This window comes from Streptomyces phaeofaciens, from assembly GCF_014648915.1.
Lineage (GTDB): Bacteria > Actinomycetota > Actinomycetes > Streptomycetales > Streptomycetaceae > Streptomyces > Streptomyces phaeofaciens.
Map to the genome: position 1 here is coordinate 55,460 of NZ_BMSA01000036.1, position 26,997 is coordinate 82,456.

The window sequence follows — 26,997 nt, forward strand, 5'->3', positions numbered from 1 at the left end:
CCCGTGAGCAACACCGACTCGTAAGAGCCCCCTGCCCAGTGGCTGTCCGCGATTCGCCGCTTCAGCACGCGACTTCGCAGGGGCGCCAGAACTCACCTGGGTACTGCTACTCATGCGTCGCACCCTGCCGACGTCTACCGTCACGTGCATGCCCAAGACCCCTCTACGTCTACGTAGAACCCGAACCGCCAGGAGGACCGTCCTGTACGCCGTCGCAGGGCTTGTGCCGGTCGCGCTGTCAGTGGCTGCCGTGGCAGTGGGGAACTCCGTATGGAACGGCGCGCCGTATCCCTCTGCTGACCCCGACGTGGTCGCCCAACGGCTCAAGGACCGGTCTGACTGGGTGTACGACGGCTTCGCGCTGCCCGAAACGTACGCGGCCAACTCGGGCAGGGTCGATACCGGCGCCTGCTACTACCGAGGGCTGAGAAGCATCGCCCATATCGACGAGGCACGCAGCGACGTCCGGAGCTTCGGACTCGATTGGAGCGTGCCCGACATCCCCGAAGCCACCGCACGAGACGCGCAGCGGCGCGTACGCCAGCGACTGGTGAAGCAGGGTTGGAAACTCACCCACGAAGGCGACCGTGCAGGGGCGACCTTCCGCGAGCTGGGCTTCCGATTCGAAAACCCGAAGGACGGCGACCAGGTCGACGTTCAGTGGAACGACTCGACCACGACGTTGTTCATCAGCGTCTACGCCCCCTGCGCGCAGGTTCCCGACGGCTTCGAGGAGCACGACTGGTCCGAGGCGGACTGGCACCCGAATGGGCAAGCTGCCTCACGGTTTTGAAGAGCCGCGCGGTGTCGTACCGCGCGGAACGGGCTGCCGCCGTCGATGTCTCACGGGGCACCTCCCGACTCCGGCGTCCCCGGCGGGGGCTCGGGCTGAATCAGGACCATGGGGTCGTTGCCCTTCAGCTGCTGCCAGACGCCGACCAGCGCGACCGCCTGGGCCACGAAGAACGCCAGTTGCACCGACGCCGTGCGGAGTTGGTAGACGGACAGCAGCAGGGCCGCCTTGGTGGGCCAGTAGTGGCCCTCCCGGCGGAACGTATCGATGTCCATGACAACACCGGTCGAGGTGAGCACGAGCAGGGTCAGGGCAACGTCCAGCGCCAGGGTGCCGATGGGCTCGCCCGCGATCGTGCTCAGCACCCAGTGGACGGCGACCGGAGCGGCGTACACGAGGGAGAGGCCCAGGGCCTTCGCGGGGCCACGGCGGCCCGGCAGCACCCGCCACAGCGCACCGAGGGTGAAGCCGAGTACGCCCCCGACGACCTCCCATGTGACGACGTAGTCGACCAGGTTGACGACGCCGAACTGGGATCGGGCCGTGTCACCCCAGAGCGGCCCGCGGACGTTGTCCGCCCAGAACGCGACAGCGGTGGCGGGCAGGGACAGCAGCACCGCGAACAGGGCGGCTCGGCGGCCGTTGTTCCACCAGGTGTCGCAGGGCCCCCATGCCAGGGTGAGATCCACCGCGTCGACGGAGTCCGGGAGCTTCTTGCCGGCGTGCCCGGAGGTGGTGTCGCCGGGATTCCACCGGTGTATCGCGTCGAGTCGGTCCTCCAGCTGGGCACGCTCGCTGTCCTGGTCACCCTGTTCCAGGCGGCGCAGCTGGGAGTGCAGGTCGCGGTACTGCCGCGCCGAGTCGATCAGCCAGCTCCGGTCCGACTCCCGGATCACCTCGCGCAGCGAGGGTTCGTTCTCCCCGAACGTCCTGGACAGCACGGCGCGACGGCGCCCCACCGCGAGGAGGAGAAGGCCGACCAGGAAGAGGGGCAGGAGGTTCACCATCCAGACCGGCGCACCGGCGTACCCGCCCGGCGTCGGGAGGATCTGGGCCACGAGGAGCAAGGAGAGGGCGAACAGCTCCGTCCTCCCGGGGCTGACCGTCGCGGCGCCCGGGGCGGCGGACCGGGCGGACAGAACGGCCAGGAGCACACCGATCACGCCGTACCAGCCGCAGATGTTGGGGTGGAACCAGTCGGCCCAGTTCGAGGGAAACCAGGCCAGGTCGTTGTAGAGGTGCGCAAGACGCCGGTCGCGGTACGACGGATCGTGGGCGCTCAGCCAGTTCTCCTGTGCCCAGACGCCCTGTGAGGATGCGAGACCGAGTCCCACGACGAGAAGCGCGACGGCGGCACAGACGATCAGCGCCCACCAGGGGAATCGCCCTCGCGGCGGGACTCCCGCGACCGGAGCGCGTACGGCCTCGCGCAGCCGTCGCAGGGACGCGAGAGTACCGACCAGCCAGACGAAGGCCACACACCAGCAGGCGAGCGCGATCCACACCATCCCGTGCGCCTGCCGGAGTCGCTCGACGTCGGCGGTGTTGTCCTCGTAGAGCCAGAAGCCCGTCGGCAGACCGAAGCGCTCCGGAGCGACGGCGACCAGGAGCGTGTACGCCGTGGCGATCAGGACGGTCACCCACGCTTCGGGGCGGGGACGGCCGAACAGGCACAGCGCCGCCCCGCCGCACACGGCCAGCACGAAGTGAACGGCGACACGGTGATCCGGCCACCAGGCGAACACCCCGATGTCTCCCAAGACCCTGGGGAGTTGGTCATCGACCTCGAAGACGAGCGCCGCGACGGCGGTGATCCAGGCCCACAGCAGCAGATTGCGCCGTGTGGCCTCCTCGGCCGGCGTCTGCACCAGGGCTGCCGGCGCCGGAGACAGTCTGCGCACCAGCCTGAGCAGACCCACCAGCACCAAGCCACTCCAGAGCAGCCATACCGCCGACCCCGCCAGATAGCGGAAGCCATCACCCCACCGCACGGCCAGGGCCTTGGTGGCCGGCGGCTGGATCCCCACCCGCACATCGACGGCGGGACCACCGGCCTTCGGCCGGTCCCACGTCAGACGCGTGGTCGAGCCCGTGGTCGGCATCGGGGTCATGCTGCGCGCGGCGCGTCCGCCGAGATCGATCGTGACCTTCTGCCACCACGCCTGGTCCAAGGAGGGCGGGCGGAGCAGGATCAGCCTCCAGAACCGCTCGCCAGGGCTGATGCGCCAGACTCCGAAGTCGCGGTCCCGCCGGTCGTCGACGTGTGTCACCGCGAAGTAGTCGACCGTGATCCACTTTTCGGTGACGACGACGGCAGGCGGTCCCGGCCGCCATTCCGTGTCCCTCTGCGTCTGGGACGCGGCGGGATCGCGCAGGAGGCAGCGCATGGCCTTGCGGTAGCGCTCGCTGTCGCCGTTGAGCAGCAGATCCGGGGCGAGTCCCCACGTCTTGGGGACGCGCACGACCAACCGGGACTCGGCTCTGGTGGTCGCCTCGCCGTCGTGCTTCAGCGAAACCGAGACGCTGACCCTCGCGGCCTTCAGCTGTGTCGCGAGACAGACGTCGTCCGCCGCGTGGGCGGTCGACCCCGGACCGAGTGAGGACAGCGCCAACAGACCGGTCAGCACCATCAGGAACAACAGTTTCCGCATACCCCCGCACCCCCCTGCGGGCATATTCCCCTCTTGGCCCACGATCGATCACCGAACGGCAGATTGGCGTTGCGATTCCCGGGTGCGGATCCTTGGGCTTGTTGTGAACGCGCGCGGTAGGGGTGCGGGCGGAGTCCTGATGGGGCCGCGGCTGGTCAGAGGTCGTAGTCGCCGCGGCCGAAGCCCATCGTGTGGGGGCGTCCCTCCAGCAGGAGCAGTGCAAGGGCGACGACCGGGTCGAGCGCGGCGTCGCTGTGCGTGTCGAAGACGCGGGCGCCGCCGTTGCGTCCGAACCGCTCGCGGACCCGTAGGACGGTGCGCTCGCCGGCGCTCACCGTGAAAAGCAGCTTCGGCCAGAGCCGTCGGCGGTGGACGCGGTACTCCTTCGACCACAGCCGCACGGTGTTCCCCAGTCTCTCGCCCACCTGCTGCCTCTGTGGCCTGTCGGCGTACAGCAGCGCTTGGCCGCTGCTGAAGTCGACCTGCAGCCGGGGACCGCCGTTCACCGCCGGATCCGAGCCGCGCGAGATGGCCTGCCGCTGGTAGCCGACCTGCATCGCGACCACCGACTCCGTTTCGCCGGTGATCCGCAGTGTCGTGGTCAGCCTGTTCATCTCGGCCCGGCCCGGCCGCAGTTCATCCATCATGAGTGCCGCGCTTCCGCCAGCGGACGGGGACTGTGCTTCGCTGCGGACGATACGGCAGTCCCCACCGCCACCCCGCGGCCGGCCCGGCCGACAGGATCTGGCCGGACACGTCAACGACCCGGGCGCCTCGCACGTCGCGCACACCCGCAGGATCTGACCGAACCACCTGGGGATCGGTCCACGTCTCGTGAGGCTGCGGGATCAGCGTCCGGGTCAAGCCCTGGGCGGCGTCGTGGACCAGCACGGAACCGCGCGACGCCGGGCGTCGCCACCGCTGAAATCGTCCCTTTACGGCCAACTCATCGAGCGCCCCGAGACCCACATGGCATGATCCACCTGGCCAGTCGTACTGGCTGCCGCCGGGGAGAAGGGGCACGGCAATGGACGAGGACGAGTGTCTTCACCGCTACGGTCTGCACCCTGTCGGCGTGGGCCTCGAAGAGGTCCGCGGGCTGCTCAGAGCACATATCCAGCGGGAGCGGCAGGCTCAGGGTGGAGGTGACACCGAGCTGATGAAGCTGTGCTGCGTCCAGCTGTTCAATGCCGGCAGTCTCGACGATGTCCTGCTCATCTGGAAGGCCAAGTCAGCCAGCATGGACGCCGGCTGCTCGATCGACATCCAGTTGCTGTGCGGAAGCGGACTGGGCGCAACCAAGGCACACCTGTCGTCTCAGCGTCTGCCCGAAGCCGAAGCAGCGCTCCGGCGACTGCTCGACTGTGAAAAGGCCGGCGACTTCGAGGACTTCTCCGCCGAAGAACACTCCGCCCAGTACGCCGCTTACTACACGCCATGAGGGATCCTGTCGAGCTTCCGCCCCCACCCACGCGCCACCACCATGCCGGAACCGCACGAGACGCTCTCGACGACCGCCCGAAAGCCTGACGCCGGGCGCTCTGGAGGATGCTCCGAGACGCACCACTCCTCGCGGAACGTCACGGTCACGGGATCTGACGCAGCATGGGAGTCACTGCTTGCGGGGGCCTCGCGACCTACCGTTCCCGGTCGGCCGAAAGACCCGCCGCTCGTCGTGGGGGTGACGGTGGTCGGCGTCTCGGCACAGCGAGTCCCGCCCCGGCGTACGGGGCGGGGCACCGCGTGGCTTCAGGTGGCGGTGGGCCAGCTTCGCAGCAGGGCGGCGATCTTCCCGGCGGTACAGGCGGGGTCGAGGAGCAGGTCCTTGAGAGCGACGGCGTCCTCGCGGGCGGGCTTGACGGGAATGCCCGCGGCTTCGAGGTACATGACGCCGGTCGCCGCCGCGACGGCCATGTTGGAGCGCTCCAGCCAGCGGCACCGGCCCAGCGTGTGCACCAGGGCAGCGGCCTTGGCATAGGGGCCCTCGTAGACGGGCTGCTCGAACAGTTCCGCGCGGTGGCGGGCGACCGCCGACACGGGCACACCGTAGTCGTCGGGGGCCGGATCGTCCGCTCCGGCGGCCTCGGCGACCTGCAGGATCCAGGGAACGTCGATGTGCAGGTTCATCAGGCAGCGCGCGACCCTTGCGGCGCCTGCTGGGCGTCCTCGGCGTCATCGAAGACCGACTGGTGCTCGGCCAGGAAACGGGCTGCCGCGTCCACCGCGCGGACACGCAGGCCGCTGGCGTCGTCCTGCACGAGCCGGGCGAGGTAGTCCCCGATGCTCAGCCCGAGGTCGGCGGCACGCTTCCTCGCGAGCTCCGCCACGTCCTCGTCCACCCGTGCGCCCAGCTGTGTCTTCGCCATACACGCATGGTAACAGCTGTTACCGCGAACGGAGACAGCAGGATAGGCGTCACTGTCCGTCCCGTCGCCCGTGAAGAACGCGGCAACCAGGCGGGCGTGGCCGTCGGCGAGCCGGCGGGCGCGCTGTGCGGTTTTCGGGCTGCCGGTGACGTTGGAGACAGCGGCCCGGGAGCCGGAGTGTGAGCGGACCGTGGGAGTCGACGACAACCGTGCGGGTGCGGTACGCGGCGATGGACCTCAGACACACGCCCTCTCCGCCCCCGTCGCGGTCATCGAGCCCACCCCATCTCCTTCACCAGCAGCGATGGCAGCGACATGCCCCTGTGGGAGAACCTGCTCACGGGCTCCGGCAGGGTCCGGGTCGTCTCGGTCCAGGGAGTGGACGCCGCGCATCTGGTCCTGAACGACACCGACCCGACCGGCTGCCTGATCGTCCGGTCCTGCCCTGTCAGGGCTGGTTGGGAGGTCACCGCGTCTGCTTGCGGGTCTGCTTCACTTCCCGGTCGACGGCCCAGGCGTCGGCGACCGGGCCGAGGTGGCCGAGCTTGTCGGGGTTGATGACCGAGCGGATGGTCTGGATCCGCCCGTCGAGCACGTCGAGGGCGAGGATGTGGAGGACCCCGCCGTCGCGGTCACGGAAGAGCGCGCCCGGCTGGCCGTTGACCTGGTGCGGTTCGAACGTGATGCCGACCCGTGCCATCAGCGGGTAGACGGTGGCGAGCAGCCTGGCCACGTTCTCGGCGCCGGCGACGGCCCTGGCCAGTTGCGGGGCCTTGCCACCGCCGTCCCCGACGAGCTGGGCATCGGCCGACAGCAGACTCCGCAGTCCGTCCACGTCTCCCTGCGCCAGAGCCTCGAAGAACCGTCTGGCCAGCTCCTGCCTCTCCCGGCGGTCCGCTGCGAACCGGGGCCGTCCCTCGTTCATGTGGCGGCGTGCCCGTACGAGCAGCTGTCGGCACGCAGGCTCCGAGCGTCCCACCGCCTCGGCGATCTCGTCGAAGCCGAAGGCGAAGACCTCCCGCAGCACGAACACCGACCGCTCCAGCGGGCTGAGCCGCTCCAGGAGCAGCAGCGCCGCCATCGACACCGAGTCGGCCAGCTCCGCCGCGCGGGCCGGGTCCCCGTACGGATCGTCCAGCAGCGGCTCGGGCAGCCACGGTCCGACGTACTCCTCCCGACGCACCCGTGCGGAGCGCAGCACGTCGATGGCGATCCGGGTCACCGTGGCCGACAGGAACGCCTTGACCGACACCGGCCGGGTGGTCGAGGCGTCGTAGCGGAGCCAGGTCTCCTGCACCGCGTCCTCCGCCTCGCCCACGCTGCCCAGGATCCGGTACGCGATCGAGAACAGCAGCGGCCGCAGCTCCTCGAACTCCTCGACCTTGCTCACGCCGACTCCCCCTTGCGGTCTGAATGCCCGGCCGGACCCGCGCCGACGAGGCGCCTTTCGAAGATCATCCGATGTGTGAGCGGAGCGGACAACGCTCGCACCGCGACCGGCCCGACGGCCTTGGCCATGGCGTCCCGGCCCCAGGCCCGACCCGGGCCGGGCAGCGGGGGCGGTTCAGTGGAACTGGCCGACCTGGTATTCGCCGGCCGGCTGCTGGGTGATGATGTTCAGCCGGTTCACCGCGTTCATGAACGAGACCAGCAGTACGAGGGCCGTGAGCTGCTCCTCGTCGTAGTGCCGGGCGGCGCGCTCCCACACCTCGTCACTGACCCCGGTGGCGGCGTCCGCGACCCGGGTCCCCTGCTCCGCCAGAGCGAGCGCGGCGCGTTCAGCCTCGGTGAACACCGTTGCTTCCCGCCAGGCCGCGATCAGGTTCAGCCGCACCGGGCTCTCCCCGGCCGCGGCGGCTTCCTTGGTGTGCATGTCGATGCAGACCGCGCAACCGTTGATCTGGCTCACGCGCAGCGCCACCAACTCCTGCGTCGTGGCCGACAGCGGCAAGGCCTTCAGCTCCCGGCCGGCCGACATGAGGTACTTGAGGGCCTTGCCGGCGGTCGGGTTGGCGAAGTAGTTCAGTCGCGCGTCCATCGTGTGCTCCTCCACGTTCGTCGATGCCTTCACTCCCGAGACGAGGCGGCCCTCACGCCTGTGACATGGCGCGGTGTGACCCATGTCTCTCCGCTGCCAGGGTTCGGGCATGTCACAGGCCGAGTCACTGCCTCGTCCCGGGCGCGGAAGCCCTCGATCAGGAAGTTGATGTGAACGACGCGCCGTGGATCGTCGCCGGAGTATTCGCCGCCGTCCGCCTGGTGGGCAGCTCCAAGATGTTCGTGCCGAGCGGCCCACCGATACCGGGCATACGACGATGTCGCCGGGGGACGGTACGACAGGGTGTAGGCGTCCGCCGGCATGACCGGGTCACGGACCTCCACGGGCCGCCCGCCGATGACGGTCTCGCGGCGTAACCCGTCCGGCCTTCGCGCCGTGCAGGTGGTGCGGCACCGTGCCAGCCTGATCTCGACGGGCGTGCGTTCGGGCTCGCGCCGTTGCCGGAGCCGTTCCGCCCGCCGGTGAGCCGCTCGCAGCCGTATGGGCCGCTCCGGATCGCCGGGGTCTGCGGCCCTGATAACGGAGAGGTCCCCATGCGACACCTCAAGCGCTGTCCTGCCCCCGTGCGACGTGCCGTGACGGGCGGGTCGGACCGGTTCGTGCTCCGGCGTCCGCGCCGCCGGTGGCCGAACCGGCTGCGGGCCTTGGGCGCTGCCTTCCTGCTCACGACGGCGGGCGTGCTGTTCGCGGCGGCACCCGCGCATGCCTCCTCGTCCATCAGCGTCTCCTCCTCCACCGTCGCCGCCGGCGACACCTTCACGATCAGCTTCACCGGCACCTCGGATTTCGCCCGCCGTGACGCCGGCTTCAACTTCTACGCGGGTGCGAACCCCCCGGCCCTGGGCACGCTCGACACGTTCACCACCATCGAGTCGTGCACCGGCAACACCGGCCCCTGCGTCAACCAGCCCTCCCTGGGTCCACGGGTGCCGCTCGGCGACCTGAACGCCGGCGACCCGTTCAGCGGCTCGATCACCCTGCGCATCAACCCCGGCACCCCGGCAGGCACGTTCCTCCTGCGCTACCAGCTCTTCAGCACCCCCGACGGTGGTGAAGCCACAGAGAACGGCCCCATCATCTCGGTCACCGTGCCGCCCTCGGCCGACCTCGGCGTGAGCCTGACCGCTCGGCCGCATCTGGGCCTCCTGGTGCCCTACCTGTCCTACACCGCCACCCTCCGCAACACCGGCCCCAGTGCGGTCACTTCGGCCACCCTGACTGCGGTTCTGCCCGCCGGGAGGACCGCGACCCGTCTGTCGCCCGGCTGCACCTCCAGCCCCGGCAGCGTGACCTGCACGTACGGGGCCATCGCCGACGGCGGCAACGCCGTGTCCACGTTCCGGCTGCCGATGAGCGTCCTCGCCCTGGGCAGGGTCGACGTCACCGCCACCCGGACCGCCTCCGCCCCCGGCGATCCGAACGCGGCCAACGACAGCGCCAGTGCCGGCTGCCGCGTCATCTCCGTCTTCCTCGCCACCTGCCCCTGACCCCCACCCACAACGGGGCGGCCCCTGTACACCGGGCCGCCCCGGGGTCGCGTCAACCGGCCGCACGGTCGGCCTGCGGCCGGTCGGTGCCGGCCAGCCGTGCCCGCAGTGGTTGTTCGACGGGGCGTTCACCGTGGTGGTGTCGATGTTGGCCGGGCCGGGCCGTCGGCGGCGAGCAGGACGCCTTCGGGCGTGACGACGGTCGCCACGGCCGTAAGGGTCGCGGTCTGGGGCCGGCCCGCCACTACTGACATGGGAGACCGGCCGGCCACGGCGGACGGACCGCACGAGATGCCGACCCTGCTCGGGGAGGAGCTGGTGCGACGGCTGTGCGAGACCGTCGGCCTGGGGCTGGACCCCCGACGGACTACCGGAGGCCTTGTCCGGGTCTTCACGTCAACCCCCGGTCTCAGTTGGCGCACGTCAACCCCCGGTCTCAGTTGGCGATTGGCGCTCTTGCCTGGGCCGCATGAGCCAGCTGATGGCACCGCGAACGAGGCACGATTCCCGGACCCCTCGCGGAAGCGGTCGTGGACGGTCGAAGTACTACGCGTCAGCTGCCCCGAAGCCCCACCGCCAGCGTCAGTTCAAGGACCCGGTGGGGCGATGCGAGATCCGGGAACAGCTCCCGCAGTTGCGACATCCGGTACCGGACGGTCTGGGGATGGACGAACAGCGCCGCCGCCACCTCGTCCCGCCTGCCCTGGTGCAGCAGCCACTCCCGCAAGGTCTCCTCCAGCCGCCGTGCGGTCGCGACGGGCACGGTCCGCAACGGTGCGAGGGCTCGGGCACGCAGGTCCGCGAACGCGTCCGCGTCGGCGCTCAGCACCAGCTCGGGCAGGTGGTCCTCGGTGTCGCGAATGTCGGAGGAGAGGGTGCGCGCGCGTACGGCTCGTGCGTACGAGGCGGACGCACGCGTCCATGGCCGGGCCGGGCCGACGACGGCGGTGCGGTCGGTCAGCTGCCGCAAGAGGTGTGATCGGTCGGCGTCGGGGACGAGCAGCACACCGGTGGCGTCCGGCAGATCGTCGAGGACGAGGGTGCTCGGGTCGAGCGCGCGGTAGGCAGGCCGGGCCTGGGCGGCGGGCAGCAGGACCGCGGTCAGTGAAACCGGAGGCTGCCATCCGGCCCGTTGAACAGAGACCAGCAGCGCATCAGGGCTCGCGCCGGCGACGAGGTCGCGGGCCAGGTGCTCCAGATGGCGCTCGTGATCCCTGCCCCGGGCGGCCAGTTCGTCGGCGTGGCCCGCGGCGCTCGCGGCGGAGAGCTCGTCGATGTAGGCGAAGGTCAGCTCGGCGAACTTGGCGACCTCGGCGGCGGGCAGACCTGCGGGTACGGCACCCGCTGCCAGGCATCGCCAGGCCACGCGGGCGCCGACGCGGTAGGCGCTGAGCAGGGCGTCCATCGAACGGCCGTCGCGGACCTCGCCGCGGCCCAGCTCGTAGGCCGCGTCACCGCCGTCGCCGCCCGTGGCGCTCCCGCTCGCGAGGTCCAGATAGTGCCCCAGGGCGGTGCGGACGGCTCGGCGGATGGTGGCGCCCATGTGCCCCGAAAGGGCGTTGGCGTACGGAGGGACCTCGTCGATGATCGCCTCGACGACCTCGTCGGCGGTGGCCTTCAGCGCAGCCCGAAGTACGGCGACTATCTTCTCATCCAGGGCCAGTTCGCTGGCCCTCTGGATCACATGGCTCACTTTTATTCCCTGCGAACAATTCAGCCGACCAGATTTACGTCCTGTGGTCAGGACTTTACGCCCTGAGGCACAGCAAGCTGGAGCCATGACGAGTACAGCCCTCCGCAGCAGGGCGTGGAAACTGCTGGAGATGGTCACGACGCCGCTGCTGCCGTCGGACTACCTCGACCTGGTCAGCCCGCTGCGTGCGGGCGCCGACCTGCGGGGGCGCATCGAGGCCGTGCACCCCGAGACGGGTGACGCAGCGAGCATCGTGATCAGACCGGGACGGGGCTGGCGCGGCCACGCAGCCGGTCAGTACGTGCGGATCGGCGTCGACGTCGACGGGGTGCGCCTGTGGCGTGCCTACTCCATCACCTCGCCGACAAACCGCCAGGACGGCCGCGTCACGATCACCGTGAAGGCGATCCCGGACGGCAAGGTCAGCAACCACCTGGTCCGCGAGGCGAAGCCGGGCACGCTGATCCAGCTCGACCAGGCGACCGGTGACTTCGTGCTGCCGCAGGCCAAGCCCGCCAAGGTGCTCTACCTGACGGCCGGCAGCGGCATCACGCCCGTGATGGGCATGCTGCGCGACACCGAATTCGATGACGTCGTCATGGTCCACTGCGCGCCGCAGCCGCACGACGTGATCTTCCGCAGCGAACTGCACGACCTGGTCGCGGACAAGAAGCTGCGGCTCACCGAGGTGCACACCGACACGGACGGCATGCTCGACATCGCCCGTCTCGACGACCTCGTGCCCGACTGGGCCGAGCGCGAGACCTGGGCCTGTGGGCCCGCGGGCCTGCTCGACGCCGCCGAAGAGCACTGGACGGAGCACGGCGTCCAGGAGCGCCTGCACACCGAACGCTTCCGCCCCAGCATCGTCGTCGCCGGCGACGGCGGCGAGGTGACGTTCAGCACGACCGGCAAGACCGTCGACGCGGACGGCGCCACGCCGTTGCTGGACGTCGGCGAGGAGGCCGGCGTGCTCATGCCCTCCGGGTGTCGCATGGGCATCTGCTTCGGCTGCATCACGCCGCTCAAGGCGGGTGCTGTCCGCGACCTGCGCACCGGCGAGATCACCGAGGCCGAGCCGGGCGTCCTCATCCAGACCTGCGTGTCCGCCGCGGCGGGCCCCTGCGACATCGAACGGTAGGAGCACCTTGACCGCCATCGACCCCACCGCCCACCTCACCGCGGAGCAGATCGAGGAACTCGGCCGCGAGCTGGACGCGATCCGCGACGAGGTGATCGCCAGCCGTGGCGAGAAGGACGCCGCCTACATCCGCAAGGTCATCTCGGCGCAGCGCAAGCTGGAGCTGGTCAGCAGGGGTGTGCTGCTGTTCTCGTTCTTCCCGCCCGCGTGGCTGATCGGCACCGCCGGGCTGTCCGTGGCGAAGATCATGGACAACATGGAGATCGGCCACAACGTCCTGCACGGCCAGTGGGACTGGATGCGGGACCCGAAGATCCACTCCACCACCTGGGAATGGGATCACGTCTCGCCGTCCGACCAGTGGAAGCACTCGCACAACGAGCTGCACCACACGTACACCAACGTGATCGGCAAGGACAACGACCTCGGCTACGGCATCATGCGCGTCGACGAGGACCAGAGGTGGCACCCGTTCCACCTCGGCCAGCCGCTGTGGAACTTCATCAACGCCTGCTTCTTCGAGTACGGCATCGCAGCGTACGACCTGGAACTCGGCAGGAACCTGAGCAAGCGCCGCCGCAAGAACCCGGAGTTCCGCGCGCGGGCCAAGGCCGTGGGCCGCAAGATCCGCAAGCAGGTCCTCAAGGACTACGTGATCCACCCGCTGCTCTCGGGCCCGTCGTTCCTCACCACGCTCGCCGCCACGTTCACCGCGAACCTGGTCCGCAACATCTGGTCCCACTCGGTGATCATGTGCGGGCACTTCCCCGAGGGCGTGCAGGTCTTCGAGCGCCGGTCGATCAAGGGCGAGACGCGCGGCCAGTGGTACCTGCGCCAGATGATGGGCTCGGCGAACATCAGCGGCAGCAAGGCCATGCACTTCATGACCGGCAACCTGTCGCACCAGATCGAGCACCACCTGTTCCCGGACCTGCCGAGCAACCGGTACGCCGAGGTCGCGGTGAAGGTGCGCGCGCTGTTCGAGAAGTACGAGCTGGAGTACGTCACCGGGCCGCTGCCCAAGCAGGTGTTCTCCGCGTGGCGAAAGGTCGTCCGGCTCTCGCTGCCGAACAAGAAGCCCAAGATCAAGACGCCGGACCGCGAACAGGAGCTCGTCGCGGCCTGATTCCCGGTATCGGTTCAGATGTCTCACCGTACCGACGGCACCGCCGGTACGGTGGGATCCGTTTGCGGACGGAGGGCGGCCGCGACATCGGACGGTACGACACGGGATCCGGGCAGCCCGGTGTCGTCGCAGTACGCGCACGCCGGTGTCGCTCTCGGTGACCGCACGCCAGCTCGTAAAGGGCGGTCGCTGTCTGCCCGCGTCCGCCGCCGTTGATGTCAGTCCTGACGTCACCCGGCCCGGGACACTGTCGTCACGGGTCGGTGACCGTGCTCACCCCCGTGTGTCCTTCGCCGTTTGATTATGGGACTGGGCCGTTTGCATGGTCGTCGATACCGAGATCTCGGCGCATCATGTCTCGCATCAACTCCCACAACTCCCGGAGCTGATGTAGTTCCGCATGGATCTCTTCGAAGGATCCGGTCGGGACTGGACTGCCTTCCTCCAGACACTTGGTCTTCCGGTAGCCCTCGGAAAGTGCCTTCGCGACGACGTCCAACTCGCGTAACACTGCGGCGGATGCGACCATCTGCGCCTCGGCATACGCAGCGTGGTGCGAATGCCGCGCTACCTCCAGTTCCTCGCGCACAGCTTCGGTGACGTCTCCTCGGTTCACGTGGTACAGGAATTTCGTGAGCTGCAGTCGGTAATGGCGGTAAGCGGCATTGGTTGCCGCGTAGCACGTACGCCTCTGTGCGAGTTCGGCGCGGTTCTGGTCGCGCAGCCATTGGCTGTGCGCGATCTGCTGCTGCCGTTCGAACTGTTCTCTCTGCACTCGTGCAACGAGTCGGTGGGAGAGAACAGGTGCAAGTAGGGTTCCCGCCACGCCGACAACCGCAGCGAACAGCGCGATCGTGCCGCTTTCCATTGATCCCCCAGTTGCTGCAAACGGAGCTTCATCATGCTGAGGTACACGGGGATCCAATGTCGAGGGACCGCCATCTGTCCACACGTCGAGCCACCTTCCGGGGCGTCTCGGGGCCGTCGGCGGGTGTTCAACGACGACCGACGGTGACCCCCATCGACAGCTACGTCGCAGGTCGCAGTGTTGATCGATCACACTTCTTCGGTTCCTGGTGGTACGCGACGACACTGACTCGAGTGCCGGCTTCTTCCCTTCCGTGCCGCTCTCGATCACGATGCCGGCATGGACGCATCGGTATGGGTAGGGGCAGCGTTCGGCCTGGTCGGCACTGGCGTCGGAGGAGGACTGTCAATCTGGTCGTCCGCCATCGCTCAGCGCCAGCAAGCGGTTCGTGCGCGTGAGGAGCGTCAGCAGGTTCTCGCGTCCACAGCGGTCGAGGCGGCGCTGGCGGAGTTGCTTGAGGTCCAGCGTGATGCTCGACGAGCCGGCCCCCTGGACGAGGCCCGCCAGCTACTGCTTCATGAGCGTGTTCTGCATGTGCAGGTCCTGATGCAGCGCGTTCCCGATGCCGCCCTCCGTAGTCGGGTGCGGGAAAATACCCTTCTCATGCCTCTCTCGCCGCCTGAGGACACAAGAACGAGCCAGGAGAGGCGGGTTGACATCATGCTGCTGTGCGCCGACGCCATCGCCTGCCTCGGCGCCTATCTGCGCGCTGAACCGCCGCCACCGCCCGTAGAAAGACTTCAAACGCTGCGCAGGCTGTGGCCGTTCGATGGCATCGCCCCTGAGGAGAGCGTGTTCATGTACGAAGCGGACAGCTAGAAACTACAGCGGTGCAGACGCCACCTGCGCGCGCTCCTCGGAGGAGCTGTTCGGCTGATCACCCACCAGCCACGTCCAACGGCCTTGTCGGGAACGGTAAGACGCGGCGATCGACGCTCTGCCTCATTCCTTGGTTGCGGAACCGTAGACCATCGGCCGACGGCACGACGGGGCCGCCCTCGCCACAGTGGCCGTATGAAGAAAACCGAGGAGATCAGCAGGGCCCGCTTCCTGGCCGGGACAGCGGCCGTCGCCGTGACGGCCTCGACGCTGTCGGCGGGGCAGGCCGGGGCGGCCGGGCGAGCCCCGAAGCGCAGGGGGCTGAAGCACCGGGGTGTCGTCTACACCGTCGGCGCCGGGGAGACGCCCGGCACCGCGTGGAGTGCCGCCCGGATGCGCGAGGACGTCCGCGTGATCCGTGGCGAGCTGCACGCCGACACCCTCGATGTCACCGGCGACGGTGTCGACCGTCTCACCACGACGGCCGCCGAGGCCGCCGAACGCGGGCTGCACGTCTGGCTCCAGCCGACCCTCGGGGACATCCCGCCGAAGGAGATCCTGGACAGCATCGCCGAGTGCGGCCGGTTCGCCGAACGGCTGCGCCGGCAAGGCGCGAGCGTCGACTTCAGCGTGGGCTGCGAGTTCTGGCTGTTCGTACCGGGCATCATCCCCGGCGAGACGGTCCTGGAGCGCGTCGCCAACCTCCAGAGCGGCAGCGTCGACATCGCGGGCATGCAGCGCCGCCTGGCCCGATTCACCGCCAGGGCGGCGGCGGTCGGCCGGTCCGTCTTCCACGGCCGCCTCAGCTACGCCGCCGCCCAGGACGAGGCGTTCGAGCCGGTCGACTGGCGCCTCTTCGATGTCGTCGGCATCGACTACTACGCGGCCTTCCGCCGGCCCTCCGACCACGTTCGTGAGCTGCGCCGCCATCTGCGTTGGGGCAAGCCACTGGCCATCACCGAGTTCGGCACCTGCGCCTACGTCGGTGCTCCTGAGGCGGGCGGCATGGGCTGGGACGTCGTCGACTACTCCAAGGAGCCGTACGAGATCAAGGGCGACCTGGTGCGCAGCGAGCGTACTCAGGCCGCCTACCTGGTCGATCTGCTTGAGGTCTTGGAGTCGATGGGCCTCTACGCGGCAATGGCCTTCGAGTTCGTCACCCCCGACGCCCCTCACCGTCCCGACGACCCGCGCTACGACCTGGACCTCGGAAGCTACGCCCTCACCAAGTCCCTCAAGGACCGCCCCGACGACCCGGCCTCGAACTGGCACTGGGAACCCAAGGAGGCCTTCCACGCGGTGGCCCGCCACTACGGCCGACGGGCGAGGCCCCTGCCCCGGCGAAACCATGGCTGAGGAGGTGCCGCCCCTTGAACTGATCGCGGTGGCGATCAGGTAGGTGTAGGCGACCCAGCCGGTCCTGCCCTTGTCGGCACCGCTGGTGACCCTGCCCCAGGCGCAGTTGCCGTGCGGATTGCGAGGCGGTAGTTGGTGAAGCCGGCGTCCCGGGTCAGGAGGCCACGCGAGGCGCAGGAGGTGGCCGGGCCCGTCCGCATGGCACAGGGCCGCCGAGAGGCTCGCGCACCGCGGGTGCCACCCGCAAGGGCCGGTCACGGCGGTCATCGCCTGGCCGGACCTCCTGTACGTGGTCGAACCCTCGCCGCTGATCACCGTTGCCGCGAGGCTGGAGCGTCCAGTACGGCTCTGCCGTGCAGTGGCGTGCCTGCATGCGGTCGTCCCCGGCCCGCGGGTCCGGCTTCCGGAGCACGAGATTCGTCGGCCGCCGCTCAGCCGCCGACGGCACCCGGTCCTCCAGCGGCAGCGTCCAAGGCCGGCCACGGGCTCGCGTGTCCGCAACATCTCGACGCGGCTCCCCCACCAACTGGCCGAATGTGCGCGGGCTCAGCCCGAGGAACCGGGGCGATCCGAACTCCCCAAGGGCCTCGCTCGTCGAGCTGCGGTCATCAGCCCGCTGTGTAGCCTGTCGATCTGTTCGAACGGGATGAGGGTGGGACGTGGAGACGCTGGTGGAGGGGGCCGTCGCGGAGACACTGCGTGACGGGAACGGTGAAGCGGTCCGCCTGTATGTCGCCGCCTGCGCGGAACGCATGGCGCCCTTGTTCGTGGGCCTGCGGACCAGCTCTCCTGGGCGGGAAGCCGACGTGGACTTCTATGCGGAGTCCGTACGCGATCTTTGGTACGCAGACCGGCCGCTCGCCGACGCCGCTGAGCGCGTACGCCGGCTGGAGCGGTTCCCGGAGCTTCAGCCGAACGAAGAAGGGATCACCGATGTCGCCGACACCTACGCCTTCTTCGCTGCCCTCAGCCTGCGGTATGCCCTGCTGGCCCACGGCACGGGAAACGCCGACGACGCTGTGGCCTGCGGGCATACGGCGCTCACCGCGATGGGGATGCTGGACCAGAACGTGGCGGGTGCCGGCTTTCTCGCCGAAGAACAACGGCTCCAGACTCTCTCGTTGAGCCGTAACGCTCCAGGTCTGTGGGACGCGAGCGTCATGGCAGGTCGCGAGCGATTCCGCGCCGTGGTGGGCCGCTTGCCCCGTAGGGCATGCTCCTGATCCCTGCCGGTGAGGCACGGCCGCTGGTCACGAGCCCCCAAAACCAGCCACCCCGCGGTGGCCGCGCGGTTCAGCCCCGGAGGGTGGCGAGCCAGCCGGTCAGCAGGCGGTTGACCTCGTCGGGGCGCTCCTGCTGGATCCAGTGGCCGCAGCCGTCCAGGACATGGGAGGCCGACAGGCCGGGGAGGGTGGTGGGGTAGGCATCGATGGCGTCGGACATCCAGGTGGTGGAGGCGTCCAGGGCGCCGCCGATGAACAGGGACGGCTGCTTGATCGGGGCTCCGCGGTACGGGGCGAGGTCTTCCCAGTCGCGGTCCATGTTGCGGTAGCGGTTGAGTGCGCCGGTGATGCCGGTGCGCTCGAACTCTCCGGCGTAGACGTCGAGGTCGTCCTCGGTCAGCCAGGCCGGGAGAGTGTCCGCGGGGAAACGGTCGCGCAGCCGGCCGCCGTGGGCGACGAAGTGCGGGTCGGGCTCGCCGGAGGCGGGCATGGTGCCGGCGGACAGGGCCGCGTAGAAGCCCGCGAGCCAACCGCGGACGTCGGGCTCGATCTCCGCCTCGGCGCGGCCGGGCTCCTGGAAGTAGGAGACGTAGAACTCCTGCCCGGGGCCGCCGATCCGGTCGAAGACGTCGGTGGGGCGGGGGCCGCCGGGCGGCGCGTAGGGGACGCTCAGCAGGCCGACGGCGCGAAAGACCTCGGGGTGGAGCAGGGCGGAGGCGGCGGCGATGCCGGCGCCCCAGTCGTGGCCGACGACCACCGCGCTTTCCTCGGCGAGGGCGTGCACGACGGCGACGTTGTCCTCCACCAGGTCGAGCATCCGGTAGGCATCGGTCGCTGCGGGCTTGGAGGAGCGGCCGTAGCCGCGCACGTCGATCGCCACCGCCCGGTAGCCGGCCGCGGCAAGGGCCGGGAGCTGGCGGCGCCAGGAGTACCAGGACTCGGGGAAGCCGTGCACGAGCAGGACCAGCGGTCCGGCGCCCTGCTCGACCAGGTGCAGGCGCCCGGCCGGAGCCTCGACGCTGCGGTGGCGGAGCTCGACGGTCGGCTCGGGCTGCATGGGGATCTCCTCGGTTGGCGGCGGACGCGGCTACCCATCGATCATGCGGCGCGACACCCGCCCGACGCGATCACCCTTGCCAACCTGGCAAACTCGCAGGACAGGGCGGTGGAGTGGTGCGGCAAGGGGGAATGACGACCATGGCAGTCGACGACGTGGACGGCACGCTGACCGCGATGGGGCCGCGACTGCGGGCCGCTCGCGAGCGGCACGGCACGACCCTCACCGGTGCCAGCTCCGCGACCGGCATCTCGCTGAGCACGCTGTCGCGGATCGAGACCGGCCGGCGCAAGCCCACCCTGGAGGTCATGCTGAAGCTGTCGAAGGAGTACGGCGTCTCCCTGGACGAGCTGGCCGGCACCGCGCCCGCCCCCGCGGCCGAGCCTCGCGCCGCGGCGCCACTGAGCTTCGGGGACGACAAAGCGGTGCTGCCGCTGACCCGGTACGTCGGCGGCCTGCACGCCCACAAGCACGTCCTGCCCGCCATCGAGGGCCCGCCCGCACGACCCCGGCAGATCTCCCACGACGGCTACGAGTGGCTGTGCGTCCTGTACGGACGACTGTGGCTCGCGCTCGGCGACCACGATCTCGTCCTGACCGCCGGGGACGTCACCGAGTTCGACACCCGCACCCCGCACGGAGTGGCGAACGCCGGGCCCGGTGGACCGGTCGAGTATCTGATCATGTTCGGACCCCAGGGCGAGCGTCTGCGGCCACGCACCCCTGCGGCCACCGGCCGAGGGAACCGCCGGCCGAATCACGCCCAGACGGGCCGCGAAACACAGCCGTAGGATCCATGACGGCCTGGCGCGCAGGCTGCGGGACTGGAACAAGGCGGGCGTTCGGCAGCAACTACGCGAGGTCCTGCCGGCCGAGCCGAAAGCGGCCTCGCGGCTCTACTGGTACGTGGCCTTGCCGAGGCTCAGGCAACCACCTGCGAGGTGTCGCCTGAGCCGACGAGCAAGGCGAGTCGCCCGCCCCGGTCCCAGGAACCCCGCCGACCCGGATCCCCGTGTCGGCGGCAGGCTCAGGCAGGGGGATGCGGACGCGCTTTCACCAGGCCGCTCTGGTAGGCGATGACGACGAGTTGGGCACGGTCACGGGCGTGGAGTTTGTTCATGGCCCGATGAATGTGACTGCGCACGGTCAGCGGGCTCAGGACAAGCTGCTCGGCGATCTCCGCGTTGGACTTGCCGTGCGCCGCCAGGGCGGTCACCTCACGCTCGCGTTCGGTGAGGATCTTGACGACGTCGGGCAGGACCTGGAAACCGTCGGTGTCCGGTGCTGCCAGAAAGCGCGTGATGAGCGCACGGGTGGCACTCGGTGAGAGCAGCGCCTCGCCGGCCGCGACGGTGCGAATGCTGGACAGCAGGACGTCGGGGCTGACGCCCTTTCCCAGGAAGCCGCTGGCGCCGGCGCGCAGGGCCTTGGCGACATTTTCGTCGTTCTCGAAGGTGGTGAGCACGAGGATGCGGGTCGACGACAGCTCCGCTCGCGAGCAGATGGTGGCGGTGGCCGTCACTCCGTCCACGTTCGGCATGCGGATGTCCATGATGACCACGTCGGGGCGGTGGGTCGCCGTGAGGTCGATGGCCTCCTGCCCGTCGGCCGCCTCCGCGACCACGGTCATGTCCGCGACGGATTCGATGAGGATGCGGAAGGTGGCGCGGAGCAGGGCCTGGTCGTCGGCGAGCAGGACGCGGATGGTCATGAACCGGAGCTTTCTGCGTTACTGGCGAACGGAAGGGCACAGGAAACCTCGAAGCCGCCCTGAGGGCGCGGGCCGGCGTGAAAGCTGCCCCCCGCGGCCACGGCACGCTCGCGCATGCCGAGCAGACCGAAACCGTGTCCCGAAGCGGACGCCGGCGCGGGCCGGTCGGATCCCACGTCGTTGGTGACGGTCAGGGTCAGATAGTGCGGAGTGTAGGCGAGCCGGACCAGCGCGGTGCGGGTGACGGCGTGCTTGGTGACGTTGGTCAGCGCCTCCTGGACGATCCGGTAGGCCGTCAGATCCAGCCCCGGGGACAACGAACGCACCGGCCCCTCGACGGCGACGGTCACCACCAGGCCGGCCGTCGCGCAGGCCTCGACCAGGTCGGGCAACTGCCCAAGTCCCGGTGCGGGAGTCAGGTCGTCCGTGTCGTCGGAGTCCTGGCGCAACAGGCCCACGGTGGCCTTGAGTTCGGTCAGCGCCGCGGCGGTGGTCTCCGCCAGCTTGTCGATGATGTCAAACGCCTGATCGGGGTGGGTGCGGGAGAGATGGGCCGCGGTGCCGGCCTGGGCACTGGCCAGGGCGAGGTGGTGGGCGACCACGTCGTGCAGTTCCCGGGCGATGCGCATCCGTTCCTGGATCACCCGGTGGCGCGCCTCCTCCTCACGTTCGCGGTCGGCGTGCTCGGCACGGGCCACCGCGTACTCGCGCCGCACTCGGACGTAAGCGCCGAAGGCGGCGAACAGCAGGACCCAGGCCGCGGGATTGACGATGGTGAGGACCAGCGAATCACGGTGCGAGGTGAGGAACAGCCCCGTGACGACCATGCAGGCGGCGGCCGTCAGCCCGCTCTTCCAGGCGGTCGCGCCCCGCCCGCGGACACTCATCGCGTACTGCGCGGCCAGCAGGGGCGCCATCAGCAGCGGGGTGAGGAGATATCCGAGGGCTCCCTGGCCCACGGTGCACACGAGGGTGATGGCGAAGACGCGCGGGGAACGGCTCCGACGCCAGGGCAGTACGGCACAGGCGGCGGCGGACAGCACGACACCGGGCCACAGGGGCGGCGGATCGGTGACGACCGTCGAGGTGAGCGCGACACCGCAGACGGTGAAGGCGAAGAACACAGCCGCCGTCACGGCCTCGACGGCTTGGGGCCGGCTCGTGGCCAGGCGTTGCCAGCTGGTGCTCATCATGCTCCGAGTCGGGTCCGAGGACTGACATGGTCACACGGCACGAGTCACGGTGCCGCTGTGCGCGGCGCCGCGACTCGCCGGGGACGGCCTCCGTCAGATTCGGGCAGGTTGCCGCGGTGCGGAGTCGTCGTTCTTGGGTCCGTCCCCGTCAGCGGACCGATCGGTGAGCCCGCTGCCTTCCACGTCGACCCGGGGCAACGCCCTGTCCAGCCGGCGCGGCAGCCACCAGGCCTTGTCGCCGAGGAGGGCCAGTACCGCCGGGACGAGCGCCATGCGGACGACGAAGGCGTCGAACAGCACGGCGACGGCCAGACCGAAACCGATGGTCTTGATCATCGACTCACCCGCACCGACGAATCCGGAGAAGACGGCCATCATGATCGCTGCCGCGGCGACGACCACCCGCGCACTGTGCCGGAAACCGGTGACGATCGCCTGGGGCGCCCGGTCGCCGTGGACGTAGGCCTCCCGCATCCGGGCCACCAGGAACACCTCGTAGTCCATCGCCAGACCGAAGACGATGCCCACCAGGAAGATCGGCATCAGGCTCATGATCGGACCGGCCTGCTCCACCCCCAGCAGTCCCGCGCCCCAGCCCCACTGGAACACCGCCACGACCGCGCCGAGGGCGGCCAGTACCGACAGCAGGAACCCGAAGGCCGCCTTGAGCGGCACGAGCAGGGAACGGAAGACCACGAGCAGCAGGAGCAGGGCGAGACCGACGATGACGGCGAGGTAGGGAACGAGCGCGGCCTGGAGGGCCTGTGCCACGTCGATGTTCATCGCTGTGCTGCCGGTGACCTCGAACGTCGCCCCCGTCTCGTCCTCGAGGTCCGCGCGCTCGGCGCGGATGGTCTGGACGAGGTCCTTGGTCTTCTCGTCGTTGGGGCCGGTGGCGGGCACCGCCGAGAACAACGCGGCGTCGTCCGCCTGGTTGAACCGGGGAGCGGAGACGGAGACGACGCCTTCGGTGTCGCCGATCCGCTGGGCGATCTTCTTCGCGGCTGCCTGAGGGTCGGCCGCGCCCTTGACGTCCGCCACGATGGTCAGCGGTCCGTTGAAACCCGCGCCGAAGCCGTCCGCGAGGGCGTCGTAGGCGCGCCGTTCCGTCGACGAGACGGGCTTGGACTCGGCTCCCGGCATGCCCATTTCCAGCTTGGTCGCGGGGAGGGCCAGGATGCCGAGTCCGGCGACGCACGCCACCAGCACCGGCACCGGCCGGCGCAGCACGAACCTCGCCCACCGGGTGCCGGCGTTCTCCGCTTCGCCGGCGGACCGGCGGGCGGCGGAGCCACCCTTACGGGTGCGGCGGGAGAGCACGGCGTCGGGCCACATGCCGAGCAGGGCGGGAACCAGGGTCAGCGCGATCAGGACCGCCACCACCACGGCGGCCGCCGCGCACAGGCCCATCTTCGTCAGCAGGGGAACGCCGACCACCGACAGCCCGGCCAGCGCGATCACGACGGTCAGACCGGCGAAGACAACCGCTGAACCGGCCGTGCCGACGGCTGTGCCGGCGGCCTCGTGCGGGTCGCGGCCCGCCGCGCGCTCCTCGCGGTAGCGGGAGACCACGAACAGGGCGTAGTCGATGCCGACCGCGAGCCCGAGCATCGAGGCGAGCGTTCCCGAGGTCGACGAAAGGCCCAGGGTGCTGCCGAGAGCCATGATGGCGGCCATGCTGATGCCGACGCCGATGACGGCGGTCAGCAGGGGAAGGCCCGCGGCGGCGAGCGATCCGAAGGTGATGAGCAGGACGACGGCCGCGAGGGCGATGCCGATGGCCTCGGAGGAGCCGCCCGCGGAGGGCTGGACGGCGAGTGCCGTGCCTCCGACCTCGACCGTGAGGCCTGCGTCGCGAACCTCGTCGACGGCCTTCTCCAGGGCGGCCTTGTCGTCGTCCGTGAGATCGGAGGCCGCGACCTTGAAGTTCACCGTCGCGTAGGCGGTCGAACCGTCCTTGCTCACCGCGTCGGCCGCGAACGGATTCGCGGCGTTCGAGACCTGGGCCTCGTCCGCGGCATCCGAAACGAACGTCTCGATGGCGTCCCGCGCCTCGGTCGCGGTCACCTTCGTGCCGTCCGGAGCGATGAACACGATCTGCGCGTAGGCGCCGTCGGCGGACGAGCCGGGGAAGCGCTCGCCGATCAGGTCGAACGCCTTCTGCGCCTCGATGCCGGGCATGACGGAGGTGGTGTCTTCGGAGGCGGCGGGCGCCGTGGCGGCGCCGGCGCCGGCCGCACCGAGGATCACCGCCCACAACAGGGTCACCAGCCAGCGCCGCCGGAAAGCGGTCCGGCCCAGCCGATAGAGCAAGGTAGCCACGAGAAACGGATCTCCAGATCGGTGTTCGGGTAAGTGGCCAGCCTGTCGTGAGGGGCTCCGCAGGGCATCGTGTCCCCGTTGGCAATTCCGCCTGCTGACCCTGCACCGGTTCCCCCGCCGCTCTCCTCCCTGAGGAGGAGAGCGAATTGCTCCACAGGTATGACGAAGCCCTCGCCGAGGCCCATCGTCTGCCCCGCCACGGAACAACGGCCGGGCCCCACCCCGGTGGACGAGCACAGCAGCGTCCACATGATCGGCCGCCCCGCCGAACTCGGTGCCGGCGCGCTGACCCGGCCCGCATCCGCGAGCTGTCCGCTGACGGGGGTCACGGGACGATCGTCCGACTCGCGATCGGAGACCTGGCCCTCACCCTGCACCAGCCCAGCGACTCCCCTGACGAACGCGCGGTCGTCCGGCCACTCGTGGAGGGCGCCACCACGATCACGATCAAGGAGTCCTCGTCGCCCGCGTAGCTCCCCGTGCGGGGACGTCACTCGTCCCCGGGTGCGATCTCGTCCCGGAGATCGCACGGGTTCGCTTTCGGTGGCCATGACGCGATGGACCGCGGCGGGCGAGCACTGCCACGGCGACGTCGGTTCCCGTGACGAACCGGACGCGGTGCCGATGATTCGGCTACGTCGGGTTACCGTCGACACCGGCATACGAGCGACCTGCCGGTCCGGTCACCGTCGTGCCGTTGATCGGCCCGAACCGGCCGAGCGGCCGCCACGACCATGCCGAGCGGCCGCCACGACCTGCGGCGGGCACTCACGACAGGGCCGCCGGCGCGAACAGGTGGGGTCCGGCGCACCGACCCGGCGGCGCTTCTCGGCTCCTGTCACGCGGGTGCGGCCGTCGTGCCCCGCAGGACCAGGTGCGGGGCGAGGACGACTTCACGCGGTTCGATACGGTCCCGGTCGAGGCGCTCGACGGCGGCGGTCACCGCGTGCCGGGCCTGCTCGCGGGCGCTCTGACTGACGGTGGTCAGGTTGAAGCAGCTCAAGCGGGACAGCGTGTCGTCGTCGTATCCGACCACGGAGACCTCTCCCGGAACGGCCACACCGGCGCGGGCGAGGGCGGCCAGGACGCCGATGGCGCACTGATCGTTGAATGCCACGACCGCCGTGGGCAACCGGGGACCGTCGAGCAGGTGTCGTACCGCCCGCGCACCGGCCCCTTCGGTGTGGTCGCCGGCCACCACCCGGACGTGGTCACCCTGGCCGTGGCGACGCATCGCGGTGCGGTAGCCGCGGCGCCGGTCGGTGGCGATGACGCCCTTGCCGCCGTCGACGTAGAGGATCTCCCGATGGCCGAGGCCGGTCAGGTGGTCCACGATCTGACCCACCCCGTCGTCGTCCGCGGTACGCACCACGTCCAGCGCCGCTCCGGCGATCCGTCGACCGACGGCGATGACGGGGGCCTTGTTGTCGAGGGCGACGAGCGCATCCGCCGGGGCGGTCGGGCCGAGCAGGATCAGCGCCTCGCTGCGGAACGCCAGCAGTGTCTCCACGGCGGTGTGCTCGTCGCGGGTGCGGGTCAGGGTGCTCAGGACGAGGTCGTAGCCCACCTCCTCGGCGGCCGTGTGCAGATGCTCGACGAGTTCGGCGTGGAACGGACTGTGGATGTCGACCATGACGCCGAGCAGGCGACTGCGCCTGCTGGCCAGCGTGCTGGCGGTGCGATCCACCTGGTAGCCGAGATCGGCGGCCGCCCGCAGGACTCGCTCCCGGGTCCGTTCACTGGGGCCGGGCACGCCACGCAGGACCAGGGACACCGAGGCAGTGGACAGACCCACCCGTGTGGCGACGTCCTCCAGCTTGGGGCGTTTGTGCGTGCCATTCCGGTGACGCGCCGAACCGCCGTCGTCCAATTGTTCCTCCCTGCGGCAATGCTCCTCGGGCAACACCCTTGACACCCTCGCGAAACAAGGCCGATAGTACCAGGACTTAAAACGCTTGAAATTGTCCTGACGTTCCAACCGAGCCAGCCAGGAACCGCGGCACCTACGCCTCGGACCACAGACTCCGTCCGCTCGCCGATGTCGATGCCGGTGTCGATGCCCACAAGGCATCGGCAGCACGGTTTCGATCAGCGCCCGCCTTCGGCGGCGTGCCAGCCCATGTCCCCTCCGGCCGCTCGGCGGCCCCCGCCGCACGTTCCCCCTCAGATGCACAGCGAGGTGCACGCATGAACCGCACATCCCTTCCCCGCTCCCGCGGAATCGTCCCCGTCGTGGCCGTGGCCGCCGCTTCCGCCCTGGCCCTCTCGGGATGTTCCAGCAGCTCAGGCGGCAAGAAGGCCGAAGAGAGCGCGGCCGGCGCCTCCGCGGGCAAGGCCGACACTCCCCGGATGACCATCGCGATGGTCACCCACGCACCGTCCGGCGACACGTTCTGGGACACGATCCGCAAGGGCGCCGAGGCCGCCGCCGCCAAGGACAACATCAAGCTCGTCTACTCCAACGACGAGAACGCGGGCGACCAGGCCGGCCTGGTGCAGAACGCGATCGACCAGAAGGTCGACGGCATCGCGGTCACCCTCGCCAAGCCGGACGCGCTGAAGGCCGTGGTCGCCAAGGCGGAGCAGGCCGGCATTCCGGTGGTCGGCCTCAACGCGGGCCTGAGCGTCTGGAAGGAACAAGGCCTGCTGTCGTTCTTCGGGCAGGACGAGGCGGTCTCCGGCCAGGCCCTCGGCACCAAGATCAACGGCACCGGGGCCAAGCACGCGCTGTGCGTGATCCAGGCCCAGGGCGACGTCAACCTCGAAGAGCGCTGCGCGGGCGTGAAGAAGACCTTCGGCGGCACGACCGACATCCTCTACGTCAACGGCACGGACATGCCCTCGGTGAAGTCGACGATCACCGCCAAGCTGAGCCAGGACAAGTCCATCGACGAGGTGGTCACGCTCGGCGCCCCCGTCGCACTGACGGCGGTGCAGTCGGTGTCCGAGGCCGGCAGCAAGGCGAAGATCGCCACCTTCGACCTCAACAAGGACCTCGTCTCCGCCATCGAGAAGGGCAGCATCCAGTTCGCCGTCGACCAGCAGCCCTACCTCCAGGGCTACTTGGCGGTCGACGCGCTGTGGCTCTACAAGAACAACGGCAACTACATGGGCGGCGGCGAGGCTCCCGTG

23 protein-coding genes and 1 pseudogene are annotated in these 26,997 nt (G+C 69.8%); 11 read left to right on the forward strand and 13 right to left on the reverse strand.

Annotated elements, in window-relative coordinates:
- Positions 1-148: 148 nt before the first annotated feature.
- Complete coding sequence (locus IE275_RS39580) at positions 149-793, forward strand: hypothetical protein (RefSeq protein ID WP_189717538.1); 645 nt, start codon at positions 149-151, stop codon at positions 791-793.
- 50 nt (positions 794-843) lie between these two features.
- Here the strand turns inward: IE275_RS39580 and IE275_RS39585 are convergent, their stop codons facing one another.
- Positions 844-3,444: a DUF6185 family protein gene (locus IE275_RS39585; RefSeq protein WP_189717539.1), complete on the reverse strand. Its 2,601-nt coding sequence runs from the start codon at positions 3,442-3,444 to the stop codon at positions 844-846.
- Between the two features lie 155 nt (positions 3,445-3,599).
- Positions 3,600-4,091, reverse strand: coding sequence for a hypothetical protein (locus IE275_RS39590; protein ID WP_189717540.1), 492 nt, complete (start codon positions 4,089-4,091; stop codon positions 3,600-3,602).
- Between the two features lie 380 nt (positions 4,092-4,471).
- Between IE275_RS39590 and IE275_RS39595 the strand changes: the two genes are divergently transcribed.
- The gene (locus IE275_RS39595) at positions 4,472-4,885 is read left to right on the forward strand and encodes a hypothetical protein (RefSeq protein WP_189717541.1); all 414 of its coding nucleotides are present in this window, start codon (positions 4,472-4,474) and stop codon (positions 4,883-4,885) included.
- Between the two features lie 308 nt (positions 4,886-5,193).
- On the opposite strand, the gene IE275_RS39600 is transcribed toward IE275_RS39595, so the two are convergent.
- The 4 genes from IE275_RS39600 to IE275_RS39615 all read right to left on the reverse strand — a co-directional run bounded on the left by IE275_RS39600 (position 5,194) and on the right by IE275_RS39615 (position 7,848).
- Positions 5,194-5,571 carry a fic family toxin-antitoxin system, toxin component gene (locus IE275_RS39600; RefSeq protein WP_189717542.1) on the reverse strand — a complete coding sequence of 126 codons (378 nt, stop codon included), beginning with the start codon at positions 5,569-5,571 and terminating at the stop codon, positions 5,194-5,196.
- Complete coding sequence (locus IE275_RS39605) at positions 5,571-5,810, reverse strand: hypothetical protein (protein WP_189717543.1); 240 nt, start codon at positions 5,808-5,810, stop codon at positions 5,571-5,573. Before IE275_RS39605 ends, IE275_RS39600 begins: the two co-directional genes overlap by 1 nt.
- 466 nt (positions 5,811-6,276) lie before the next feature.
- The gene (locus tag IE275_RS39610; RefSeq protein ID WP_189717544.1) at positions 6,277-7,200 is read right to left on the reverse strand and encodes an RNA polymerase sigma-70 factor; all 924 of its coding nucleotides are present in this window, start codon (positions 7,198-7,200) and stop codon (positions 6,277-6,279) included.
- Positions 7,201-7,374: 174 nt separating this feature from the next.
- Positions 7,375-7,848 (reverse strand): carboxymuconolactone decarboxylase family protein, encoded by a 474-nt coding sequence (locus IE275_RS39615; protein ID WP_189717545.1) that lies wholly within the window; start codon positions 7,846-7,848, stop codon positions 7,375-7,377.
- A gap of 584 nt (positions 7,849-8,432) precedes the next feature.
- Here IE275_RS39615 and IE275_RS39620 point away from each other — a divergent pair.
- Positions 8,433-9,356 carry a DUF11 domain-containing protein gene (locus IE275_RS39620; RefSeq protein ID WP_229871055.1) on the forward strand — a complete coding sequence of 308 codons (924 nt, stop codon included), beginning with the start codon at positions 8,433-8,435 and terminating at the stop codon, positions 9,354-9,356.
- Positions 9,357-9,909: 553 nt separating this feature from the next.
- On the opposite strand, the gene IE275_RS39625 is transcribed toward IE275_RS39620, so the two are convergent.
- On the reverse strand, positions 9,910-11,049 hold the full coding sequence (locus IE275_RS39625) for a PucR family transcriptional regulator (RefSeq protein WP_189717546.1): 1,140 nt from the start codon (positions 11,047-11,049) through the stop codon (positions 9,910-9,912).
- Between the two features lie 85 nt (positions 11,050-11,134).
- Between IE275_RS39625 and IE275_RS39630 the strand changes: the two genes are divergently transcribed.
- Together IE275_RS39630 and IE275_RS39635 are read left to right on the forward strand one after the other, a co-directional pair.
- The gene (locus tag IE275_RS39630) at positions 11,135-12,190 is read left to right on the forward strand and encodes a ferredoxin reductase (protein WP_189717547.1); all 1,056 of its coding nucleotides are present in this window, start codon (positions 11,135-11,137) and stop codon (positions 12,188-12,190) included.
- A gap of 7 nt (positions 12,191-12,197) precedes the next feature.
- Positions 12,198-13,316 (forward strand): fatty acid desaturase family protein, encoded by a 1,119-nt coding sequence (locus tag IE275_RS39635; protein ID WP_189717548.1) that lies wholly within the window; start codon positions 12,198-12,200, stop codon positions 13,314-13,316.
- A gap of 301 nt (positions 13,317-13,617) precedes the next feature.
- On the opposite strand, the gene IE275_RS39640 is transcribed toward IE275_RS39635, so the two are convergent.
- Positions 13,618-14,184: a hypothetical protein gene (locus IE275_RS39640; RefSeq protein WP_189717549.1), complete on the reverse strand. Its 567-nt coding sequence runs from the start codon at positions 14,182-14,184 to the stop codon at positions 13,618-13,620.
- Positions 14,185-14,463: 279 nt separating this feature from the next.
- Here IE275_RS39640 and IE275_RS39645 point away from each other — a divergent pair, with 279 nt between their 5' ends.
- From IE275_RS39645 to IE275_RS39655, 3 genes are all read left to right on the forward strand, one after another.
- Positions 14,464-15,003, forward strand: coding sequence for a hypothetical protein (locus IE275_RS39645; RefSeq protein ID WP_189717550.1), 540 nt, complete (start codon positions 14,464-14,466; stop codon positions 15,001-15,003).
- Positions 15,004-15,198: 195 nt separating this feature from the next.
- A complete protein-coding gene (locus tag IE275_RS39650) occupies positions 15,199-16,359 on the forward strand; it encodes a glycoside hydrolase family 113 protein (RefSeq protein ID WP_189717551.1) in 1,161 nt (386 codons plus the stop codon).
- 659 nt (positions 16,360-17,018) lie between these two features.
- The gene (locus tag IE275_RS39655; protein WP_189717552.1) at positions 17,019-17,582 is read left to right on the forward strand and encodes a hypothetical protein; all 564 of its coding nucleotides are present in this window, start codon (positions 17,019-17,021) and stop codon (positions 17,580-17,582) included.
- 70 nt (positions 17,583-17,652) lie between these two features.
- Here IE275_RS39655 and IE275_RS39660 read toward each other — a convergent pair whose 3' ends face one another.
- A complete protein-coding gene (locus IE275_RS39660) occupies positions 17,653-18,639 on the reverse strand; it encodes an alpha/beta fold hydrolase (protein WP_189717553.1) in 987 nt (328 codons plus the stop codon).
- 140 nt (positions 18,640-18,779) lie between these two features.
- Between IE275_RS39660 and IE275_RS39665 the strand changes: the two genes are divergently transcribed.
- Both IE275_RS39665 and IE275_RS47350 read left to right on the forward strand, forming a co-directional pair.
- Positions 18,780-19,430, forward strand: coding sequence for a helix-turn-helix domain-containing protein (locus IE275_RS39665; RefSeq protein ID WP_189717554.1), 651 nt, complete (start codon positions 18,780-18,782; stop codon positions 19,428-19,430).
- A 19-nt stretch (positions 19,431-19,449) separates the two neighbouring features.
- A pseudogene (locus IE275_RS47350) lies at positions 19,450-19,536 on the forward strand (IS5/IS1182 family transposase); the annotation flags it as partial.
- Between the two features lie 130 nt (positions 19,537-19,666).
- Here IE275_RS47350 and IE275_RS39670 read toward each other — a convergent pair.
- From IE275_RS39670 to IE275_RS39685, 4 genes are all read right to left on the reverse strand, one after another.
- Positions 19,667-20,350 (reverse strand): response regulator transcription factor, encoded by a 684-nt coding sequence (locus IE275_RS39670; protein WP_189717555.1) that lies wholly within the window; start codon positions 20,348-20,350, stop codon positions 19,667-19,669.
- Positions 20,347-21,540 (reverse strand): sensor histidine kinase, encoded by a 1,194-nt coding sequence (locus tag IE275_RS39675; RefSeq protein WP_189717564.1) that lies wholly within the window; start codon positions 21,538-21,540, stop codon positions 20,347-20,349. Before IE275_RS39675 ends, IE275_RS39670 begins: the two co-directional genes overlap by 4 nt.
- 96 nt (positions 21,541-21,636) lie before the next feature.
- On the reverse strand, positions 21,637-23,865 hold the full coding sequence (locus tag IE275_RS39680) for an MMPL family transporter (RefSeq protein ID WP_189717556.1): 2,229 nt from the start codon (positions 23,863-23,865) through the stop codon (positions 21,637-21,639).
- Positions 23,866-24,703: 838 nt separating this feature from the next.
- Positions 24,704-25,735 (reverse strand): LacI family DNA-binding transcriptional regulator, encoded by a 1,032-nt coding sequence (locus tag IE275_RS39685; protein ID WP_189717557.1) that lies wholly within the window; start codon positions 25,733-25,735, stop codon positions 24,704-24,706.
- Positions 25,736-26,052: 317 nt separating this feature from the next.
- Here IE275_RS39685 and IE275_RS39690 point away from each other — a divergent pair.
- On the forward strand, positions 26,053-26,997 hold a 945-nt coding region (locus IE275_RS39690), incomplete at its 3' end, for a substrate-binding domain-containing protein (protein ID WP_189717558.1).

What these genes read in the sequence shown, in the direction of transcription:
- IE275_RS39645 (WP_189717550.1), top strand. Translation starts at nt 14,464, where the DNA reads ATGGACGCATCGGTATGGGTAGGGGCAGCGTTCGGCCTGGTCGGCACT.
- IE275_RS39665 (WP_189717554.1), top strand. Translation starts at nt 18,780, where the DNA reads ATGGCAGTCGACGACGTGGACGGCACGCTGACCGCGATGGGGCCGCGA.
- IE275_RS39605 (WP_189717543.1), bottom strand. Translation starts at nt 5,810, where the DNA reads ATGGCGAAGACACAGCTGGGCGCACGGGTGGACGAGGACGTGGCGGAG.
- IE275_RS39600 (WP_189717542.1), bottom strand. Translation starts at nt 5,571, where the DNA reads ATGAACCTGCACATCGACGTTCCCTGGATCCTGCAGGTCGCCGAGGCC.
- IE275_RS39580 (WP_189717538.1), top strand. Translation starts at nt 149, where the DNA reads ATGCCCAAGACCCCTCTACGTCTACGTAGAACCCGAACCGCCAGGAGG.
- IE275_RS39590 (WP_189717540.1), bottom strand. Translation starts at nt 4,091, where the DNA reads ATGATGGATGAACTGCGGCCGGGCCGGGCCGAGATGAACAGGCTGACC.
- IE275_RS39660 (WP_189717553.1), bottom strand. Translation starts at nt 18,639, where the DNA reads ATGCAGCCCGAGCCGACCGTCGAGCTCCGCCACCGCAGCGTCGAGGCT.
- IE275_RS39585 (WP_189717539.1), bottom strand. Translation starts at nt 3,444, where the DNA reads ATGCGGAAACTGTTGTTCCTGATGGTGCTGACCGGTCTGTTGGCGCTG.
- IE275_RS39595 (WP_189717541.1), top strand. Translation starts at nt 4,472, where the DNA reads ATGGACGAGGACGAGTGTCTTCACCGCTACGGTCTGCACCCTGTCGGC.
- IE275_RS39640 (WP_189717549.1), bottom strand. Translation starts at nt 14,184, where the DNA reads ATGGAAAGCGGCACGATCGCGCTGTTCGCTGCGGTTGTCGGCGTGGCG.
- IE275_RS39670 (WP_189717555.1), bottom strand. Translation starts at nt 20,350, where the DNA reads ATGACCATCCGCGTCCTGCTCGCCGACGACCAGGCCCTGCTCCGCGCC.
- IE275_RS39650 (WP_189717551.1), top strand. Translation starts at nt 15,199, where the DNA reads ATGAAGAAAACCGAGGAGATCAGCAGGGCCCGCTTCCTGGCCGGGACA.
- IE275_RS39630 (WP_189717547.1), top strand. Translation starts at nt 11,135, where the DNA reads ATGACGAGTACAGCCCTCCGCAGCAGGGCGTGGAAACTGCTGGAGATG.
- IE275_RS39675 (WP_189717564.1), bottom strand. Translation starts at nt 21,540, where the DNA reads ATGAGCACCAGCTGGCAACGCCTGGCCACGAGCCGGCCCCAAGCCGTC.
- IE275_RS39615 (WP_189717545.1), bottom strand. Translation starts at nt 7,848, where the DNA reads ATGGACGCGCGACTGAACTACTTCGCCAACCCGACCGCCGGCAAGGCC.